The organism is Halobaculum litoreum (genome assembly GCF_030127125.1).
Classification (GTDB): Archaea; Halobacteriota; Halobacteria; order Halobacteriales; family Haloferacaceae; genus Halobaculum; species Halobaculum litoreum.
Window position 1 is genome coordinate 2,319,791 of record NZ_CP126156.1, and the last position, 16,351, is coordinate 2,336,141.

Annotated in this window: 16 protein-coding genes and 1 tRNA gene; 6 read left to right on the forward strand and 11 right to left on the reverse strand. The window is 72.1% G+C overall.

Translation table 11 applies throughout. The annotated features are described in order from the left end of the window. Positions 1 to 34 precede the first annotated feature (34 nt). Positions 35 to 2,008: a DUF460 domain-containing protein gene (locus P0R35_RS12695; protein WP_284012828.1), complete on the forward strand. Its 1,974-nt coding sequence runs from the start codon at positions 35 to 37 to the stop codon at positions 2,006 to 2,008. 302 nt (positions 2,009 to 2,310) lie between these two features. Here the strand turns inward: P0R35_RS12695 and ilvA are convergent, their stop codons facing one another. Then, on the reverse strand, positions 2,311 to 3,531 hold the full coding sequence (gene ilvA, locus P0R35_RS12700; RefSeq protein ID WP_284012829.1) for a threonine ammonia-lyase: 1,221 nt from the start codon (positions 3,529 to 3,531) through the stop codon (positions 2,311 to 2,313). 172 nt (positions 3,532 to 3,703) lie between these two features. On the opposite strand from ilvA, the gene P0R35_RS12705 reads away from it, so the two are divergent. After that, on the forward strand, positions 3,704 to 6,136 hold the full coding sequence (locus P0R35_RS12705; RefSeq protein WP_284012830.1) for an ATP-dependent DNA helicase: 2,433 nt from the start codon (positions 3,704 to 3,706) through the stop codon (positions 6,134 to 6,136). Beyond that, a complete protein-coding gene (gene cgi121, locus P0R35_RS12710; RefSeq protein ID WP_284012831.1) occupies positions 6,133 to 6,633 on the forward strand; it encodes a KEOPS complex subunit Cgi121 in 501 nt (166 codons plus the stop codon). The genes P0R35_RS12705 and cgi121 overlap by 4 nt, the downstream gene beginning before the upstream one ends. Before the next feature lie 58 nt (positions 6,634 to 6,691). On the opposite strand, the gene P0R35_RS12715 is transcribed toward cgi121, so the two are convergent. Together P0R35_RS12715 and P0R35_RS12720 are read right to left on the reverse strand one after the other, a co-directional pair. Next, positions 6,692 to 6,988 carry a HalOD1 output domain-containing protein gene (locus P0R35_RS12715; protein WP_284012832.1) on the reverse strand — a complete coding sequence of 99 codons (297 nt, stop codon included), beginning with the start codon at positions 6,986 to 6,988 and terminating at the stop codon, positions 6,692 to 6,694. 68 nt (positions 6,989 to 7,056) lie between these two features. After that, on the reverse strand, positions 7,057 to 7,887 hold the full coding sequence (locus P0R35_RS12720) for a TrmB family transcriptional regulator (protein WP_284012833.1): 831 nt from the start codon (positions 7,885 to 7,887) through the stop codon (positions 7,057 to 7,059). Positions 7,888 to 8,236: 349 nt separating this feature from the next. Here P0R35_RS12720 and P0R35_RS12725 point away from each other — a divergent pair, with 349 nt between their 5' ends. Next, positions 8,237 to 9,037 (forward strand): TrmB family transcriptional regulator, encoded by an 801-nt coding sequence (locus P0R35_RS12725; RefSeq protein WP_284012834.1) that lies wholly within the window; start codon positions 8,237 to 8,239, stop codon positions 9,035 to 9,037. Positions 9,038 to 9,055: 18 nt separating this feature from the next. Here P0R35_RS12725 and P0R35_RS12730 read toward each other — a convergent pair whose 3' ends face one another. The 8 genes from P0R35_RS12730 to P0R35_RS12765 all read right to left on the reverse strand — a co-directional run bounded on the left by P0R35_RS12730 (position 9,056) and on the right by P0R35_RS12765 (position 14,805). Then, positions 9,056 to 9,334, reverse strand: coding sequence for a hypothetical protein (locus P0R35_RS12730; RefSeq protein WP_284012835.1), 279 nt, complete (start codon positions 9,332 to 9,334; stop codon positions 9,056 to 9,058). A 237-nt stretch (positions 9,335 to 9,571) separates the two neighbouring features. Continuing rightward, a tRNA-Gln gene (locus P0R35_RS12735) sits at positions 9,572 to 9,644 on the reverse strand. A 73-nt stretch (positions 9,645 to 9,717) separates the two neighbouring features. Further along, the gene (locus P0R35_RS12740) at positions 9,718 to 10,308 is read right to left on the reverse strand and encodes a flavodoxin domain-containing protein (RefSeq protein ID WP_284014635.1); all 591 of its coding nucleotides are present in this window, start codon (positions 10,306 to 10,308) and stop codon (positions 9,718 to 9,720) included. A 93-nt stretch (positions 10,309 to 10,401) separates the two neighbouring features. Then, the gene (locus P0R35_RS12745) at positions 10,402 to 10,839 is read right to left on the reverse strand and encodes a DoxX family protein (RefSeq protein ID WP_284012836.1); all 438 of its coding nucleotides are present in this window, start codon (positions 10,837 to 10,839) and stop codon (positions 10,402 to 10,404) included. A gap of 59 nt (positions 10,840 to 10,898) precedes the next feature. Continuing rightward, entirely contained in the window at positions 10,899 to 11,531 is a 633-nt protein-coding gene (locus P0R35_RS12750; RefSeq protein ID WP_284012837.1) for a TetR/AcrR family transcriptional regulator, read from the reverse strand. A gap of 84 nt (positions 11,532 to 11,615) precedes the next feature. Next, on the reverse strand, positions 11,616 to 12,797 hold the full coding sequence (locus tag P0R35_RS12755) for an ABC transporter permease (RefSeq protein ID WP_284012838.1): 1,182 nt from the start codon (positions 12,795 to 12,797) through the stop codon (positions 11,616 to 11,618). After that, a complete protein-coding gene (locus tag P0R35_RS12760; protein WP_284012839.1) occupies positions 12,794 to 13,600 on the reverse strand; it encodes an ABC transporter ATP-binding protein in 807 nt (268 codons plus the stop codon). Before P0R35_RS12760 ends, P0R35_RS12755 begins: the two co-directional genes overlap by 4 nt. Beyond that, positions 13,597 to 14,805, reverse strand: coding sequence for a COG1361 family protein (locus tag P0R35_RS12765; protein WP_284012840.1), 1,209 nt, complete (start codon positions 14,803 to 14,805; stop codon positions 13,597 to 13,599). The genes P0R35_RS12760 and P0R35_RS12765 overlap by 4 nt, the downstream gene beginning before the upstream one ends. 130 nt (positions 14,806 to 14,935) lie before the next feature. Between P0R35_RS12765 and P0R35_RS12770 the strand changes: the two genes are divergently transcribed. Beyond that, positions 14,936 to 15,532 (forward strand): IMP cyclohydrolase, encoded by a 597-nt coding sequence (locus P0R35_RS12770; protein WP_284012841.1) that lies wholly within the window; start codon positions 14,936 to 14,938, stop codon positions 15,530 to 15,532. Positions 15,533 to 15,586: 54 nt separating this feature from the next. Next, a complete protein-coding gene (locus P0R35_RS12775) occupies positions 15,587 to 16,279 on the forward strand; it encodes a metallophosphoesterase family protein (protein WP_284012842.1) in 693 nt (230 codons plus the stop codon). The last annotated feature ends 72 nt before the right edge of the window (positions 16,280 to 16,351 follow it).

Consider the following 16,351-nt stretch of genomic DNA (forward strand, 5'->3'; position numbering starts at 1 on the left):
GGAGTTTTTCAACGCCTGCCGCCAAGACGCGGCCGTGAACGCCCGGACGAGCGCGCTCGACTCCCTCGTGTTCGGGGTCGACATCCAGAGCGGCGACATCCGGGGCGACGCGCCCTCCTACGCCCTCGTCGTCTTCGACGGGGAGTCGATCGAACGGGACGTCGTCTCCCACCGCAAGCTCCGCCGGCGGATCGAGTCCGAGGAGCCGGCGATCGTCGCCACCGACAACGCCTACGAACTCGCCGCCGACAAGGACGCCCTCGTTCGGTTCCTGCGGTCGCTCCCCCACGGCACCGCGCTCGTGCAGGTGACGGGCGACGAACGCCCCGAGCCGCTCTCGCGGGTCGCCTCCCGCCACGGCGTCCCGTACGGCAAGAAGCCGATGAAGGAGGCGGAGGCCAGCGCCCGCCTCGCGGCCGCGAACGTCGGCTACGAGGTGACGGCCTTCACGGACACGACGACGGTGAAGGTGTCCAGAGGGCGCTCGACCGGCAAGGGCGGCTGGAGTCAGGACCGTTACACCCGGCGGATCCACGGCAACGTGAAGCGGCGCACCCGCGAGGTGGAGGCCGCGCTCGACGACGCCGGACTGGAGTACGAGGTGGACATCACCGAGAAGTACGGCGGCTACCAGAACGCCGTGTTCTCGGTGGCCGCGCGCCCGGAGGACATCCCCGTCTCGGCGAACCGCTCGGGCGACACCCGCGTCGAGGTCGAGCGCGAGCGCCGCGACGGCATCGAGTTCGAGCCGCTGGTGAAGCGCCGCGACCGCGTGATCGTCGGCATCGACCCCGGGACGACCACGGCGGCGGCCGTCGTCGGCCTCGACGGCACCGTCTTCGACGTCCACTCCACCCGGACGGCCGACACGGCCGCGCTGATCGAGTGGCTCGTCGAACGCGGCCGGCCGGTGATCGTCGCCGCGGACGTGACGCCGATGCCGGAGACGGTCGAGAAGTTCCGGCGGAGCTTCGACGCCGCCGGCTGGACCCCCGAGTCGGACCTGCCGGTCGACGAGAAGCTCCACCGGACCCGCGAGGAGGCGTACGACAACGACCACGAGCGCGACGCGCTGGCGGCGGCGCTGTTCGCGGTCGACGCCCACGCCGACCAGTTCGCGCGCATCGGCCGCCAGATCCCCGCGGGCATCGACCGCGCGGAGGTGATCGCCCGCGTCGTCGGCGACGAGCAGTCCGTCGAGGGGGCGCTGGCTGACCTGCGCGACGACGACGGCGACGAGGAGGAGGAACGCGGGCCCGAGCCCCGCGAGTTGGACCCCGAGGAGAAGCGGATCCGCGACCTGGAGTCGCAGGTCGAGCGCCTCCGCGAGCACGTCGACGACCTGAAGGACGACCTCGCGGCGAAGGACGACGAGATCGAGGAGTTGGAGGCGGAGCTGTCGGACGCCCGGCGCGAGGAGCGCCTCGAGGCGCGTCGCGACCGCGAGGTGACGCGGATCCGCCGCGAGAACAGCCGGCTGGAGCGCGAGCGCGACGAGGCCGAGGAGACCGTCGAGGAGCTGGAGGAGAAGCTCGCGCGGCTGAAGACGCTGTGGAAGCTCGACCACGACAACTTCGCGGACGTGTCCGAGGGGCGCGACCTCGTGCCGGTGAAGGCCGTCGAGCAGTTCACCAAACGCGCCATCGAGGACGCCGACGAGCAGTACGGGCTCGCCGCCGGCGACGTCGTGTACCTCCGGGACGCCTCCGGCGCGGGCCGGGCGACCGCCGAGCGCCTCGCGGCGACGGAGCCGCGCGTGGTGCTCCGCTCGGGCGGGCTGTCGGACGCCGCCGACGAGGTGCTGTTCGAGCGCGACGTGCCCGTCGGGCCCGCCGACGACGTGGCCATACAGGAGGTCGACGAGCTCGCGGTCGCCCGCGAGAGCGACGTGGAGGCGGTGATCGCCGACTGGGAGCGCCGCGCCGAGGAGCGCGAGCGCGAGCAGACGGAGGCGATGGTCGACGAGATCATCTCCGAACACCGGGCGAGCGAGGGCGAGCGAACGTAGCGAGCCGGGAGCGCGAACGGCGCTGCGCGAACGCGCCCGGCGGCGCGACCACCCCGACCCGAACCGAGGGGGTCGGACGGCCGGCGCCGCGAGCGTCGTGGTCGACCGCCGTCACGAGTCCGGCACGCGACCGCCGGACGCGTGCGCTCCGACGGCTGCGCGTCGGACAACTCGAAACGTTCGCAGCGTTGTGTCAGTTCCGGAAACCGCCGGACGACTCGGCGAGTACCCCTTCGTTTCGACTGGAGTGTGGAACGGTACCACGATCCGAGTGAACGGGGCGAGCGGGATCGCCGCGGGGGTCAGTTGACCCGCGCGACCTCGTAGTCGCGCTCGCGGATCGCCTCCATCAGCCGGGTCGCGTGCTCGCGGCCGGCAGCGGCGACCTCGAACACGAGGTACGCCTCGCCGACCCGGAGGTCCTCGACCGCGCGGTCGTGGCGGACGTGGCGGACGTTGGCGCCGCGGTCCGCGAGCACCGTCGACAGCGTCGACAGCTCGCCCGGCTCGTCCTCGATGCGGACGCGGAGCCGGAGCAGTTGGTCGCGGTCGGTCATCGCGTGTTCGAGCACGGTGTCGAGCATCGACATGTCGATGTTGCCGCCGCACAGCAGGGGGACGACCGTCTCGCCGCTCACGTCAAGATCGCCCGAGCACAGCGCCGCGACCGACGCCGCGCCGGCGCCCTCGACCAACTGCTTGGCGCGCCCGAGCAGCGTGAGGATCGCGTGGGCGATCTCGTCGTCCGACACGGTGACCACCTCGTCGACGTGGCGCTCGATCGCGTCGAACGTCAGGTCCGCGACGCCGCCGGTGGCGATGCCGTCGGCGATCGTCCGCGTCTCCTCGCGGTCGACCGGCGCCCCCTTCGCGAGGCTGTCGGGGACGGTCGCGGCGTCCGCGGCCTGCACGCCGACGACGCGGACCTCGGGGGCGACGGCGGCGAGGGCGGTCGCCACGCCGGCGATCAGACCGCCGCCGCCGACGGGGACGATCACGGTGTCGAGGTCCGGTACCTGCTCGGCGACCTCCAGCCCGAGGGTGCCCTGCCCGGCGACGATGGCGGGGTCGTCGTACGCGTGGACGAAGACGGCGGCCGGGTGGTCGGCGATGTCGCGGGCACGGGCGACCGCCTGTTGGAACGTCCGGCCGTGGAGGATCACCTCGGCGCCGTAGCCGCGGGTGGCGTCGACCTTCGCCTGCGGCGCGTCGGCCGGCATCACGACCGTCGCGGGGATGTCGGCGTTCGCGGCCGCGAGCGCGACGCCCTGTGCGTGGTTGCCGGCGCTGGCGGCGACCACCCGATCGGCGTCGCCGGCGGCGGCGACCGCGGCGACCTTCGTCGACGCGCCCCGGGTCTTGAACGACCCCGTGCGCTGGAGGTGCTCCATCTTCAGGCGGACGTCGGCGCCGCTCATCGCCGACAGCGAGCGCGAGCGCTCGACGGGCGTCTCGCGGACGATCTCCGGGTCGAACCGCTCGCGCGCCCGCCGGATGTCGGTGACTGTGACGGGGTCGGTCATGTCGTCGTCCGGCCGTCTCGGTCGCCCCGCAAAAATTGCGCGGATCGCCGGCCGACGGCCGCCCCCGACCCCCAGCGGCGCCGACCGCCGCGGCGACGACGCGACCCGGGCCGCGGGGTCGCCGGCGGCCCGCTCCGACAACTTAAACCCGAGAACCCCGCTACCACGGGTAATGAAACCCTCCGACGTCGCGACCCTGCCCGACGGCGTCCCCGAGGCGCTGGAGGCGGAGGGGATCGCGGAGTTCTACCCGCCGCAGGCGGAGGCCGTCGAGAAGGGCGTCGCCGACGGCGAGAGCCTCGTCGCCTCCGTGCCGACCGCCTCCGGCAAGACGCTGATCGCGGAGCTGGCGATGCTGTCGTCGGTCGCGCGCGGCGGGAAGGCGCTGTACATCGTGCCGCTGCGCGCGCTCGCCAGCGAGAAGCAGACGGAGTTCGAGCGGTGGGAGGAGTTCGGCATCGACGTCGGCGTCTCCACGGGCAACTACCAGTCCGACGGCGAGTGGCTCGCCTCCTGCGACGTCATCGTCGCCACGAGCGAGAAGGTGGACTCGCTCATCCGCAACGGCGCGCCGTGGGTGAGCGACCTCACCTGCGTGGTCTCCGACGAGGTCCACCTCGTCGACGACGGCGGCCGCGGCCCCACCCTCGAGGTGACGCTCGCGAAGCTCCGCCGGATCGCCCACGACCTCCAGATCGTCGCGCTGTCGGCGACCGTCGGCAACGCCCACGAGGTGGCCGACTGGCTCGACGCCGCGCTCGTCGAGTCCGACTGGCGCCCCATCGAGCTGAAGACGGGGGTCCACTACGGCAACGCCGTCAACTTCGACGACGGGAGCCAGCGCGAGGTGCCCGTCGGCCGCGGGGAGAAGCCGACGGCCGCGCTCGTCGGCGACGCCTTAGACGAGGAGGTCGACGGCCAGCGCGGCTCCTCGCTCGTGTTCGTCAACTCCCGGCGCAACGCCGAGGCCGCCGCCGGCCGCCTCGGCGACGTGACGGCGAAGCGGCTCGCCCCCGACGAGCAGGCCGAGTTGGAGCAGTTGGCACAGGAGATCCGCGACGTCTCCGACACCGACACCTCCGACGACCTCGCGGACTGCGTCCGGCGCGGGGCGGCGTTCCACCACGCCGGCCTCGCGAGCGAGCACCGCAGCCTCGTCGAGGACGCGTTCCGCGACCGGCTGATCAAGTGCATCTGCGCGACCCCGACCCTCGCCGCCGGGGTCAACACCCCGGCCCGGCGGGTGATCGTCCGCGACTGGCGCCGCTACGACGGCGAGTTCGGCGGGATGAAGCCGCTGGACGTGCTGGAGGTCCACCAGATGATGGGCCGGGCGGGCCGGCCCGGGCTGGACCCGTACGGCGAGGCGATCCTGCTGGCGAAGGACCGCGACACGATGGACGAACTGTTCGAGCGCTACCTGTGGGCCGAGCCGGAGGCGGTCCGCTCGAAGCTGGCCGCCGAGCCCGCGCTGCGCACCCACGTGCTCGCGACGGTCGCCTCCGGGTTCGCCACGACGCGGGAGGGGCTGCTCGCGTTCCTCGACCGGACGCTGTACGCGAGCCAGACCGACGACGACGCCCGGCTCGCCGAGGTGACCGACAGGGTGCTCGACTACCTCGCGGCCAACGACTTCCTCGAGCGCGACGGCGACGCGCTGCAGGCGACGGGCATCGGCCACACCGTCTCGCGGCTGTACCTCGACCCGATGTCGGCCGCCGAGATCGTCGACGGGCTGCGCGAGGGCGTGGAGGCGGCCGACGCCGACGCCGTGTCGGCGAACCGCCGGAGCCGGCCCGCCGGCGACGGCGAGGTGCCCGCCGACGCCGAGGCCGGGTTCGCGACCGCGAGCGACCTCGCGGCGGCGGACGAAGGGGGCGACGGCGACGGCGGGGCCGACGACGCGGACGACGGCCCGACGGTGACCCCGCTGGGGCTGTACCACCTCGTCGCGCGCACCCCCGACATGTACCAGCTGTACCTGAAGTCGGGGGACCGCCAGACGTACGAGGAGGAGTTCTACGAGCGCGAGGCGGAGTTCCTCGGGCACGCCCCCTCGGAGTTCGACGACGTCGCCTTCGAGGACTGGCTGGCGGCGCTCAAGACCGCGCGGCTGCTGGAGGACTGGGCCAGCGAGGTCGACGAGGACCGCATCGCCGAGCGCTACGGCGTCGGCCCCGGCGACATCCGCGGGAAGGTCGACACCGCCGAGTGGCTGCTGGGCGCGGCCGAACAGCTCGCGACCGAACTCGACCTCGGCGTCGTCCGCGACGTCCGGGCGGCGAGAAAGCGCGTCGAGGACGGCGTCCGCGAGGAACTGCTCGAACTGACGGGCGTGCGCGGCGTCGGCCGCAAGCGCGCCCGCCGCCTGTTCGAGGCCGGCATCGAGACGCGGACGGAACTGCGCGACGCGGACAAGTCGGTCGTGCTCGGCGCGCTCCGCGGGCGCGAGAAGACGGCGGAGAACGTCCTCCGGGCGGCCGGCCGACAGGACCCCTCGATGGACGGCGTCACCGAGGACGCCGCCGCCTCCGCGGCGGCCGCCGACGGCGACGACGACGCCGACGGGGAGGACGGACAGGCGACGTTCGGTGATTTCTCGTGAGGCTCGTCGAGGGGTCCGCGCGGATCGACGACCTCGACGCGTTCCTCGGGGCGCTGACGGCGATCGGCGAGGAGATGGCGTGTACGGTGCAGGCGTTCGACGCGCGCTACGTCGTCGACCGCGCGCACCTCGAACGGGCGCTGGCGCTGGCGGACCGGGCGTTCGAGCGCGGCGAGAACGTCGCGCGCGACCGCGGCGTCGAGGTCATGCTGTACGCCGCCGGCCGCCGACAGATCGACCGGGCGCTGACCGTCGGCGTGAGCGAGGGCGAGGGGCCGGTCGTGGTGCTCGTCGCCGCCGACGGGGAGTCCGGGGACGAGGCGGCCGCCGCGGACGCCGTGGGCGACCTGCTCGACCGTCCCGGGACGGCGACCGACTACGACGAGGCGCTCGTGTGCGACTACTTCGACGTGGACGAGCGGGAACTGGCCGCGACCGCCGGGTCGCTCGCGGCCGTCGTCCACGAACGGGTCGCGCTGCTGGACGTGCGCAAGTGAGCGGGGCGCGACGGGGCGCTCGGGGAACGAGGCCGGCGTCGACGGGGCGGCGGCGCGGTCAGACCGGGCGCAGGGAGACGCCGCCCCCGCCGGTCACGGAGACGACGTGGCCGCCGTGGGTGAACGAGACGGCGACGTGCGTGCCGTCGCCCGACCGGACGAGGCGGTCGAGCGCGTCGCAGTCGACGGCGTGCTGAAGCGGGTCGACGTCGCCCGGCGCGACCCCGGTCGCCGAAGACAGCGACTCGACGACCGCCGTCACCGGGTCGGTCACGGACCAGTCGTACGTCCGGTGTGCGATCGGCGACTCCGTCGGCTCGCCGTCATCCGGGGCCGACCGATGTGGGTCTTCCATGTACCGAGTCCGTCGCTCCGGAGCGGAATCACTCTTGTGAGGAAGAACCGGGTGAAACTCGAGACGACTCACTCGTCCGCGGCCGGCCCGCGGGCGTCGGCGTCGCCGGCCCGTCCCGACTCGTGGAGCCGCCAGGTGAACAGCGCCTTCAACACCGTGACGAGGCTGTTCGACTCGCCGACCCCCCAGATCGCCGTCTCGGTCGCCTCGTCGTGGTCGTCGTCGCCGTCGGCCGTGAGCACGCTCGCGAGCGTGCGGGTGCCGTCGGCCATCAGGAGCCGACCAGCGGGCGTGTCCGACCACAGCCACAGCGAGTCGAACACGGACGCGTCGGGCGCCACGTCGAGGATGCGCTCTTCGACCCCGGGTGGGCTCCCGGCGAGTTCGATCGAGACGCCGCGGTCGGCCGCCGACTCGATGGCGTCGAGCACCTGATCGTCGAGCAACTCCTCGACGGTCATGTAGACGATCTCCGACTCGGCGTCGTCGATGAACTCGACGACCCGGTCGGTGACGGCCGCCCGGCCGTTCGCGGTCCACACGCCGCGCTGTTCGCCGCGGCCGTCGGCGGCGCGGATCGCCGACAGCGCCGCCGTGAGTTGGTCCGTCCGGTGCTGGAGGTCGTTGCGGAACGTCCGCCCGGCCGACTCCGCCGAGACGGCCCAGAACTGCTTCGGGTGCGCCTGCTGGACGTCCACGAGGCCGAGTTCGTGGAGTTCGTCGACCGCGTCGTACACGCGGGTCCGGGGGACGTCCGACACCTCGCTCACGTCCTTGGCGGTCGCGGTCCCCAGCGCCGTGAGCGCGACGAACGTCCGCGCGGCGTACGTACTCAGTCCGAGGTGTCTGAGCTGGGCGATCGCCGTCGCGTGCGGGTCACCGTGTGGGTCTGTGGTCATTGACTCTGTGGAACTCCTTCGCCGCCGTCTCCCCGACTGCGGGGCGGACCGATGCCACCGGACGAGTGAGACGAGTTGTACACCCGGCTACGCGTCGGGTGGTGATACAATTTTTGATTATCCGGGTGAACACAGTTGGTCGGCAGATTGTGAGTGAACACGTTAACACCGTTGGACGCGCGGCGAGGCGAACTGGCGGCCCTCAGCCACCACGCCACGTCTTCGACTACCTCCGTGCCGAGCGTCGTGGTTCGGCGATCCGTCCCGATCCGCCAGTGCGAACCATTATTAACTCACATAGTGAAAGTGTGGACAACGTCCGAGGCCCACGCGCCGACGGGACCCCATCATGACAGACGACGAAACAGTCAGCGAGGCCGTCGAGCTCCTCCAACAGTTGGGACTCAAGGAGTACGAGGCCGCCTGTTTCGTCGGGCTGTCGCGGCTCCCGACGGGGACGGCGAAGGACCTCAGCGAGATCACGTCCGTCCCGCGCACCCGCGTGTACGACGCCGTGCGGGTGCTGGAGGCGCGGGGGTTGGTCCAGGTGCAACACTCGACGCCGCAACGGTTCAAGGCGGTGCCCGTCGAGGAGGCGGTGCGAACCCTCCAAGACGAACACGAACAGCGGTTCGAGCGCCTCCAGCGCGCCCTGCACGACACCGAACCGGTCGGGGAGCCGGACGAGGGGCCGGTGCAGGAGGTGTGGACGCTGACGGGACGGACACCGATCGCCAATCGCAGTCAGGACCTGATCGCCGCCGCCGAGTCGGAGGTCGTGTTCGTGCTCGGCGAAGCGTCGTTGCTGACCGACGACCTCGTGGAGACGTTGACGTCGCTCGCCCGGTCGGTCGACCTGTTCATCGGGACGGCGTCCGAGGCCGTGCGCGACACCGTCGAGCGTCGCGTGCCCAGTGCACGGGTGTTCGTCTCCGGACTGGAGTGGCTCGAGAGCGACGAGCATACGCCGACCGACCCCGCGATCGGTCGCCTGTTGTTGGTCGACCGCTCGGCCATCCTCGTCAGTACGCTCCTCACGGGAACCGGAGACGAGCACGCGGTGTTCGGGACCGGGTTCGGGAACGGGATGATCGTCGTCACCCGGCGGCTGTTGGCACAAGGGTTGCCCACCGACTCCGGGTCGGTCTGAGCCGTCTCGGCGGGCGGATCAGTCCGACGCCGAGCGCGGCACGGTGAACGTCCCGTCCCACAGGTCACGGTTCGCGACCAGGAGCTCCAACAGCGGCTGGATGTCCCCGAACGAGGGGCCACGCCGGACGTGCTCGTCGGCGTCGACCGAGACGACCACGCCCATCTGTGCCAACAGCGGGAGGTGGGTGTGGTACAACAGGAGCCGAGCCCGCTCGGTGTTCGGCTCCCCCGCGGCCAACGTCGACCCGATCGGAACGGTCGCGTCCGGTTCTCGCCCGAGTAGTTCGACCAGCACTCGTCGCCGCGCGGGGCTTCCGAGGGCGCGGAGTTGGTCGTCGAATGGTAGTGGCACGATGTTTCGTACACTGGAATGGTCTCCAGCCCGTATCTACCCCGCCGTATTTCATCCGACCATCGTGTTGTGAGAAAACGGGTAACACCTGACGAACCGATGGCGGAACCCCTTCGTTTCGACTGGAGAACACGAGACGTGGTCGGGGTGGACGTGCAACGGAAATCGACAGAACGGGAGTAGTCCCAGAAGGATTCGAACCTTCGTCGTTGCCCCCAGAAGGCAACAGGATTGGCCACTACCCCATGGGACTGCTGCGTGTCTGCGCTTTCGGGTAGTCGATACGACGTTATGAGTGTTGCGAAGGCGACCGCGGTGCGGGGGCGCTACGAGGCCGGATCGGTCGCGTCCGCGCCGGCGTCGGGCGCCGCCCCCAGTCGTCCCTCGACGAACGCCGCCACGTCGTTCGCGAACGCCTCGACCTCGTCCCAGTCGGTGAACTCCGTGTCGCCGGCGGGGTCGGCCTCGGGGAAGCTGTCGCCGACCATCCGGCGCATCACCAGTCGCCGCAGGAAGCCGTACTTCGAGTAGCGCAACGCGCCGCCGAACTGGGCGACGCGGTCGGGGTGCCAGTCCACCGCCTCGAGGAACGCCTCGACGTAGCCCGCGGCCTCCGCGACCGCGTCGTCGGAGCCCTCGGCCGACGCCAGCGAGAGCTGGAAGAACGCCGTCGGCCGCGCCGCCAGCGCCGCCCGGTTGTCGCGGACGAACCGGCGGACCCGCTTCCCGTGGCGTCCGTAGTGGACCGACGAGCCGACGATCACCGCGTCGTACGAGACGACGCCGGGGGCGGCGTCCCCCCCGAGGTCGACCACGTCGACGTCGTGGCCGCGCCCGCCGACGACCGTGCCGACCCGGTCGGCGACGGCCGCGGTCTGTCCCTCACCGGTCGCGTACGCGACGAGGATCGAACTCATCCCGGATCGTGTCGTCACGTCGCCACGACCGGGCAAGAAGGTGTGTCGTCAGCTACCGATCCGATGGCGGTCCGATACCGTCCGACGGCGCGCTCACCGGCGGTACGCCTCCCGCAGGAACGCCAGCGCCGCCCCGAACATCGCGAGGTTGCCGAAGAACGCGAGGCGCTCCCCGCTGGCGTCGCCCTCCTCGTTCCAGAAGTCGTGCATCGTCGCCGTCACCACCGCGAGGAAGGTGGCGGCGCCCCCCGTCGAGAGCCGCGGGAGCCGCCACAGCGCGACGCCGAGCCCGCACACGAGCATCATCCCCGACGCGAACGGGGCGGCGATCTCGGGCATCGGCACGCCCGCGGAGTCGGCGTACTCGACGGTGTCCTCCATGTCGCGGAAGTCCTCCGACGCCTGCAGGGCGAGCCCGAGCCCGAACAGCACCCGCCCGATGCGCGAGAGGGAGCGGCGGTCCGCGGCGGGCGCCGCCTCGGCGGTCGCGTCCGGGTCGGCCTCGTCGACTGAAGCTGTCGCTTCGCTCATACGAACCGCACCACGGCCGGCGCCAAAGCCTACCCGCCGGAGCGCTCCCGGCGGCGGCGTCAGTCGTCCCGGCCGGCCTCGAACTCGTCGAGGCGGCCGTGGACCATCGCCCGGACCGGCGACACCACGTCGTACTCGGCGGTGTGCCGCTGGAGCATCGCGCCCGTCAGCGCCGCGAGCAGCCACGTCGCGACCGCCTCGGGGTCGGCGTCGTCGTCGATCGTCCCGTCGGCGACGCCGTCGGCGACGGCCTCCGCGAGCCGGTCGCGGATGTGGGCGTCGATGCGGTCGAACTCCGCGCGGAAGCGCGGCTCCGACACCGCCTGCGCGCGCAGGTCGATCATCGCCCGCTGGGCGGCGGTCATCTCGTCGTCGACCTCCGCGGCGAGGTAGATGTCGACGAACGCCCGGAGCCGGTCCAGCGGGTCGTCGGCCTCGCGCTCGGCCGCGTCGAGCATCGCGAGGAAGTGGTCGCCCGCGAACCCGAGGAAGCCGGCGATGAGGTCGTCCTTGGAGTCGTAGTGGTAGTACAGCAGCGACTTGCTCTTCTCGAACTCCTCGGCGATGTGGGCGACGGTCAGGTCGGCGTACCCGTGCTCGGTCAGCGCGCGGTACGTCGCCTCCATGATGAGCGTCTCCACTTCGCTCCTGTCGTCACACACGGTGACCTCGTCGTCGCCGGGTTCGCTCATCGGTTGGTCCATCTCGCGGACGGGCGGTAATGAACTCCTCGAAACCGGGGGCGAGGCGACGCCGGCGGCGACGCGGCGACCGCGTCACCCGCGCAGCGCCTCGACCGGGCGTTCGCGCGCGGCCCGCCACGCGGGGTAGATGCCGGCGAGCAGGCTGGCGACGACGCCGAACACCATCCCGCCGACGACGTACTGGAGCGCGGCCGCGGAGTACGCGAACGGCGCGCCCAACAGCGCGTCGTTGATCACGGCGACGATGGCGAGCGTGACCGCGCCGCCGAGCAGCGAGCCGATGGCGCCCAGCAGCGTCGCCTCCGCGAGCATGATCCGGACGATGTCGACCTTCTCGTAGCCGACCGCCCGGAGCACGCCGATCTCCTCGCGCCGCTCGATCGCCGCCATCAGCATCACGTTCGCGATGGACACGCCCGCGACGACCAGCGAGATGGCGCCGATGCCGACGAGGAACAGGTTGATCAGCCGGAACGCCTCGTCGATCTGTTCGGCCACGTCGCCGCGCTCGAACACGCCGACGAGCTGGCGGCGGCCGTTGAACGTCCGCTTGATCGCCATCGCCGTCTCGTTGGCCGTCGTCGCGTCGTCGGCGCGGACGATCACCTGCGCGAACACGTCGTCGTCGAACTCCCGCGTCGGGAGCACGAACGCCTCGTTGGGGTTGGCGATGTCGGCCTGTCCGGCCTGCGCGAGCACCGCCTTCACGCGGTACTCGTCGGTCCGGCGGACGGCCTCGCCGTCCTCGATGGTCGTCCGGCTGAGCGTCACCTTCGAGCCGGGGCGGAGGTCGTAGCGGTCGGCGAGCGTCGAGCCGACGAGCACGCCGTTGCGCCAGTTCGCCGGGATCGACCCCTCGTCGACCTCGTACAGCTCCGTCGGCTCGTCGACGCCGTACAGCGTCGCGCTCCCGGCGGTCGAGCCGTCCTCTATCACGTCGGCGTTCTCCTGTTTCAGCGGGACGATCTCTGCGGTGCCGCTGACGCGGTCGATCGTGCCGACGTCCGTCGCCGTGAGGTAGCCGTTCTCGTTGTCCTCGCCGGCGAACACCTGCACGTCCGCGCCGATGGTGCCGAGCGTCTCGAACTGCGACTCCTGGAAGGCGACGCCGCCGGCGCCGATGGCGCCGATGGCGACGACGCCGATGAGGATGACCGCGACCGCCAGCGCCGAGCGCGTCTTCGCGCGGACGACGTTGCGCCGCGCCATCAGGAACGCCGGAAACGACCCCCACAGGCGTTCGAGCGGCGTCATCCGGTGACCGCCTCCGCGTCCTCGCGCACGGTGCCGTCGATGAGGTTGACGACGCGGTCGGCGAACTGCGCGACGTAGTCGTCGTGGGTGACGGTGACGACGGCGACGCCCTCGTCGGTGATGGCGTCGAACTCCGCGAGGATCTGGTCGCCGGTGTCCCGGTCGAGGTTCCCGGTCGGCTCGTCGGCCAGCAGGAGCCGCGGCTCGTTCACCAGCGCCCGCGCGATGGCGACGCGCTGCTTCTGCCCGCCGGACAGCTCCTCGGGGTAGTGGCCGAGGCGGTCGCCCAACCCCATCCGTTCGAGCAGGTCGGTGGCGACCTCGCGGGTCCGCTTCGGCGTCCGGTCGAGCAGGCGGGGCACCTCCACGTTCTCGACGGCGGTGAGCGTGGGGATGAGGTGGAAGCTCTGGAAGACGAAGCCGATGGTGTCCTTGCGCTTGCGCGTCTGCTCGGTGTCGTCGAACGTCTCCACGTCGACGCCCTCCAGCTCGACGACGCCGCTCGTCGGCACGTCGAGCAGGCCGAGCATGTTCAGGAGGGTGGACTTCCCCGACCCCGAGGGGCCGACGATGGCGACGAACTCGCCGGGGTCGACGCGGAAGTCGATCCCGCGGAGCGCGCGCACCGTCTCGCCGCCGGTGACGTACTCCTTCACCACGTCGCGCCCGGAGATGATCGGGGTCGCCGCGTCGCCGGCGGCGTCGGCGCCGCTCGCGGCGGCCGGGACCGCCTCGGCCACGCCCGCGCCGTCGGGGGCGGGTGCGGCGCCGTCCGCGACGGGGCCGTCGTCGGAGTCCGTCATCGGCGGCGGATCACCAGCACGGCCGCGAGCACGACCACGAGCACGCCCAACACCGTCGGGAGGAGCGGCACGCCGCCGAGCGGGCCGCCCTGTTGGGGCGGTTCGGGCGTCGCGAGCGCGGCCTGACTCACGCGCACGTCGGTCGTGAACGAGCGCTCGACGCCGTCGACGACGTACTCGACGCGGACCGGCACCGTGGTGCGGTCGCCCGACAGTTCGGCGTTGAGGTCGAAGGAGGCGAAGTCGCTCCCCTCGACGCCGCCGACGAAGTAGTCGGGCTGGGGGTCGGCGGGCGTCACGCCGTCGTCCTCGACGACGCTGACGAGCACGCTCTCGACGTCGGTGCCGCCGACGTTCGCGGCGCTGCCGGCGATCTGGAGCACGCCGTCGTCGCCGCGGACGACGCTGACGCCGGTCAGCCGGATCCGACCGGGGTTCTGCGGCTCGGAGAAGTCGGCACCGAACGTCCGGGTCACGCTACGCCGGTCGCCGTCGAGGCTGTAGCTGAGTTCGACGGTCACGGGGAACCGGCCGGCTTCGGTCGCTCGCACCGGGAACGAGAAGACGGCGGTCTCCCCGCCGGCGAGCGTCGAGCGCACGCGACCCCGCGTGCGGAACGCCAGCGCGTCGGCGTCGGTGTCGACGCGCACGTCGAGTTGGCGGACGGTCGACTCCAGCCCGTTGGCGACGGTGACGTTCACCGTTCGCTCGGCGCCGACGACCGCGTCGGTCACGTCGAGTTCCAACTGCGGGTTCGGCTGGTCGACGTCGACGGTCACCGGCTGGACGACGTACTTCCGGTCGCCGCGGGGACCGAGCAGGACGGCGTGGACGTAGACGGTCCGCTCGCCGGTGTCCTCGAGGGTCACGTTCAGGTCGTACGTCCGCGCGGCGCCGGGCGCCAGCGAGTCGGAGACGTCGAGCGCCGCGAGTTCCTCGTCGTCGTCGTAGCTGCGGTCGTCGACCTCGACGACGGAGAGGTCGATGACGCGGTAGGTGTCGTCGCCCGCGTCGTCGCTCGCCAGCGTGGTCGTGATCGTGAACGGTTCGTCGGGGACGGGGTCCTCGGTGGAGACGCTCGTCGTCATCGTCACGAACACGTCGGCGCTGGCGGGCGCCGCGACGCCGGCGACGCCGCCGAGAACGAGGAGGGCACACACCGCCACGGCGACTGGGGTTGAATGTGACACGGGTACTGAGGCCATCCACGGGTGACGCCCCGATAAACTTTTTGAACGCTCGTTCAGCGCGTCGGCGGCGGGCGTCCGCCGCGGGAGCCCGCCCGACCGTGTATAGATCACTACCTACTTGTCGAGTGAGTATCCACACTCGTGTATGTACATCGGACGATTCGTCGTGGTCGGGCCGAAGGTGGGCGCGTATCGGGTCTCCTCGCGCTCGTTCCCGAACCGACAGGTGACCCGCCGCGGCGACGACACGCTGACGGTCGTGCCGACCGCCGAGGCCGAGGCGACGGACAACCCCTACGTCTCGTACAACTGCGCCCGGACGGCCGGCGACGGCGCCGTGATCGGCAACGGCTCCCACGTCGACCCGATCGCCGAGAAGTACGATCGGGGGTACCCGGCCCGCGACGCGCTCGTCGAGGCGCTCCACGCGATGGACTACGAGAAGGACGACTACGACACGCCCCGGGTCGCCGGCATCGTCGAGGCGGACGCCGGCTACGTCGGCATCGTCCGCCGCGACGCGCTGGTCGTCCGCGCGGTCGACGAGCCGCACCTCGTCGCGACGTACGAGGAGGACGACCCGCGGCCGTTCGAGTTCGCGCCGCGGACCGCCGTGGCGGCCGCGCGGACCGCCTACGGCCTCGAGTACGAACACGCGGTGTGTGCGGCGGGCGTCCGCGTCGGCGACGGCGGCGTCGGGTACGGCCTCCAGAACGCCGCGCCCGACGGCGACGCGGAGTGAGCGGACGGGCGACGCGCCGCCGGAGGTAACACGCCGGGCGTCGTTGCCCCGGCCATGCGACTGGGACTGCTCTCGGACGTCCACGGCAACCGGATCGCGCTGGAGGCCGTCCTCGCGGACATGCCGCCCGTCGACGGCCTCGTGTGCGCCGGCGACGTCGTCGGCTACGGCCCGTGGCCCGGGGAGTGTGTCGCGATGCTCCGCGAGCGCGACGTGCCGACCGTGTTGGGGAACCACGACCGCGCGGTCGCCGGCGGGTCGACCGCGGGGTTCAACGGGATGGCGAAAGCCGGCGTCGAGTACGCCCGCGAGGCGCTCGACGACGACGCGCTCGCGTGGCTGTCGAACCTCCCCGAGCGGCGCACCGTCGCCGACGGCCGGGTCGCGGTCGTCCACGGCCACCCCGACGACCCCGACCGCTACACCTACCCGCACCAGATGTCCGAGCGGCTGCTGGCGCGGGCGGCCGACCGGCTCGACGCGAACGAGTGGGAGCTGGACGCGCTCGTGTTCGGCCACACGCACCTGCAGGGCACGGAGTCGTTCCCCCGGGGCGTCGTCGTCAACCCCGGGAGCGTCGGCCAGCCCCGCGACGGCGACCCGCGGGCGGCGTACGCGGTGCTCGACGTGGCGGCGCGGGAGGTCGACCTGCGGCGGGTCGCGTACGACGTCGAGGCCGTCGCCGAGGCGGTGGCGGAGGCGGGGCTCCCCGAACGGATCGGCAGCCGCCTGTTCGAGGGGGAGTGAGGGAGGGATCGAACGGGTCCGTCGGACCGGCGGGGGATCGAGCGGCGGGTCGGGCGGCGGAGCGGGTCGGTG

What these genes read in the sequence shown, in the direction of transcription:
- P0R35_RS12725 (WP_284012834.1), top strand. Translation starts at nt 8,237, where the DNA reads ATGACAGACGACGAAACAGTCAGCGAGGCCGTCGAGCTCCTCCAACAG.
- P0R35_RS12750 (WP_284012837.1), bottom strand. Translation starts at nt 11,531, where the DNA reads ATGAGCGAACCCGGCGACGACGAGGTCACCGTGTGTGACGACAGGAGC.
- P0R35_RS12770 (WP_284012841.1), top strand. Translation starts at nt 14,936, where the DNA reads ATGTACATCGGACGATTCGTCGTGGTCGGGCCGAAGGTGGGCGCGTAT.
- P0R35_RS12760 (WP_284012839.1), bottom strand. Translation starts at nt 13,600, where the DNA reads ATGACGGACTCCGACGACGGCCCCGTCGCGGACGGCGCCGCACCCGCC.
- P0R35_RS12720 (WP_284012833.1), bottom strand. Translation starts at nt 7,887, where the DNA reads ATGACCACAGACCCACACGGTGACCCGCACGCGACGGCGATCGCCCAG.
- P0R35_RS12705 (WP_284012830.1), top strand. Translation starts at nt 3,704, where the DNA reads ATGAAACCCTCCGACGTCGCGACCCTGCCCGACGGCGTCCCCGAGGCG.
- P0R35_RS12715 (WP_284012832.1), bottom strand. Translation starts at nt 6,988, where the DNA reads ATGGAAGACCCACATCGGTCGGCCCCGGATGACGGCGAGCCGACGGAG.
- P0R35_RS12740 (WP_284014635.1), bottom strand. Translation starts at nt 10,308, where the DNA reads ATGAGTTCGATCCTCGTCGCGTACGCGACCGGTGAGGGACAGACCGCG.
- ilvA (WP_284012829.1), bottom strand. Translation starts at nt 3,531, where the DNA reads ATGACCGACCCCGTCACAGTCACCGACATCCGGCGGGCGCGCGAGCGG.
- P0R35_RS12765 (WP_284012840.1), bottom strand. Translation starts at nt 14,805, where the DNA reads ATGGCCTCAGTACCCGTGTCACATTCAACCCCAGTCGCCGTGGCGGTG.
- P0R35_RS12755 (WP_284012838.1), bottom strand. Translation starts at nt 12,797, where the DNA reads ATGACGCCGCTCGAACGCCTGTGGGGGTCGTTTCCGGCGTTCCTGATG.
- P0R35_RS12745 (WP_284012836.1), bottom strand. Translation starts at nt 10,839, where the DNA reads ATGAGCGAAGCGACAGCTTCAGTCGACGAGGCCGACCCGGACGCGACC.
- P0R35_RS12775 (WP_284012842.1), top strand. Translation starts at nt 15,587, where the DNA reads ATGCGACTGGGACTGCTCTCGGACGTCCACGGCAACCGGATCGCGCTG.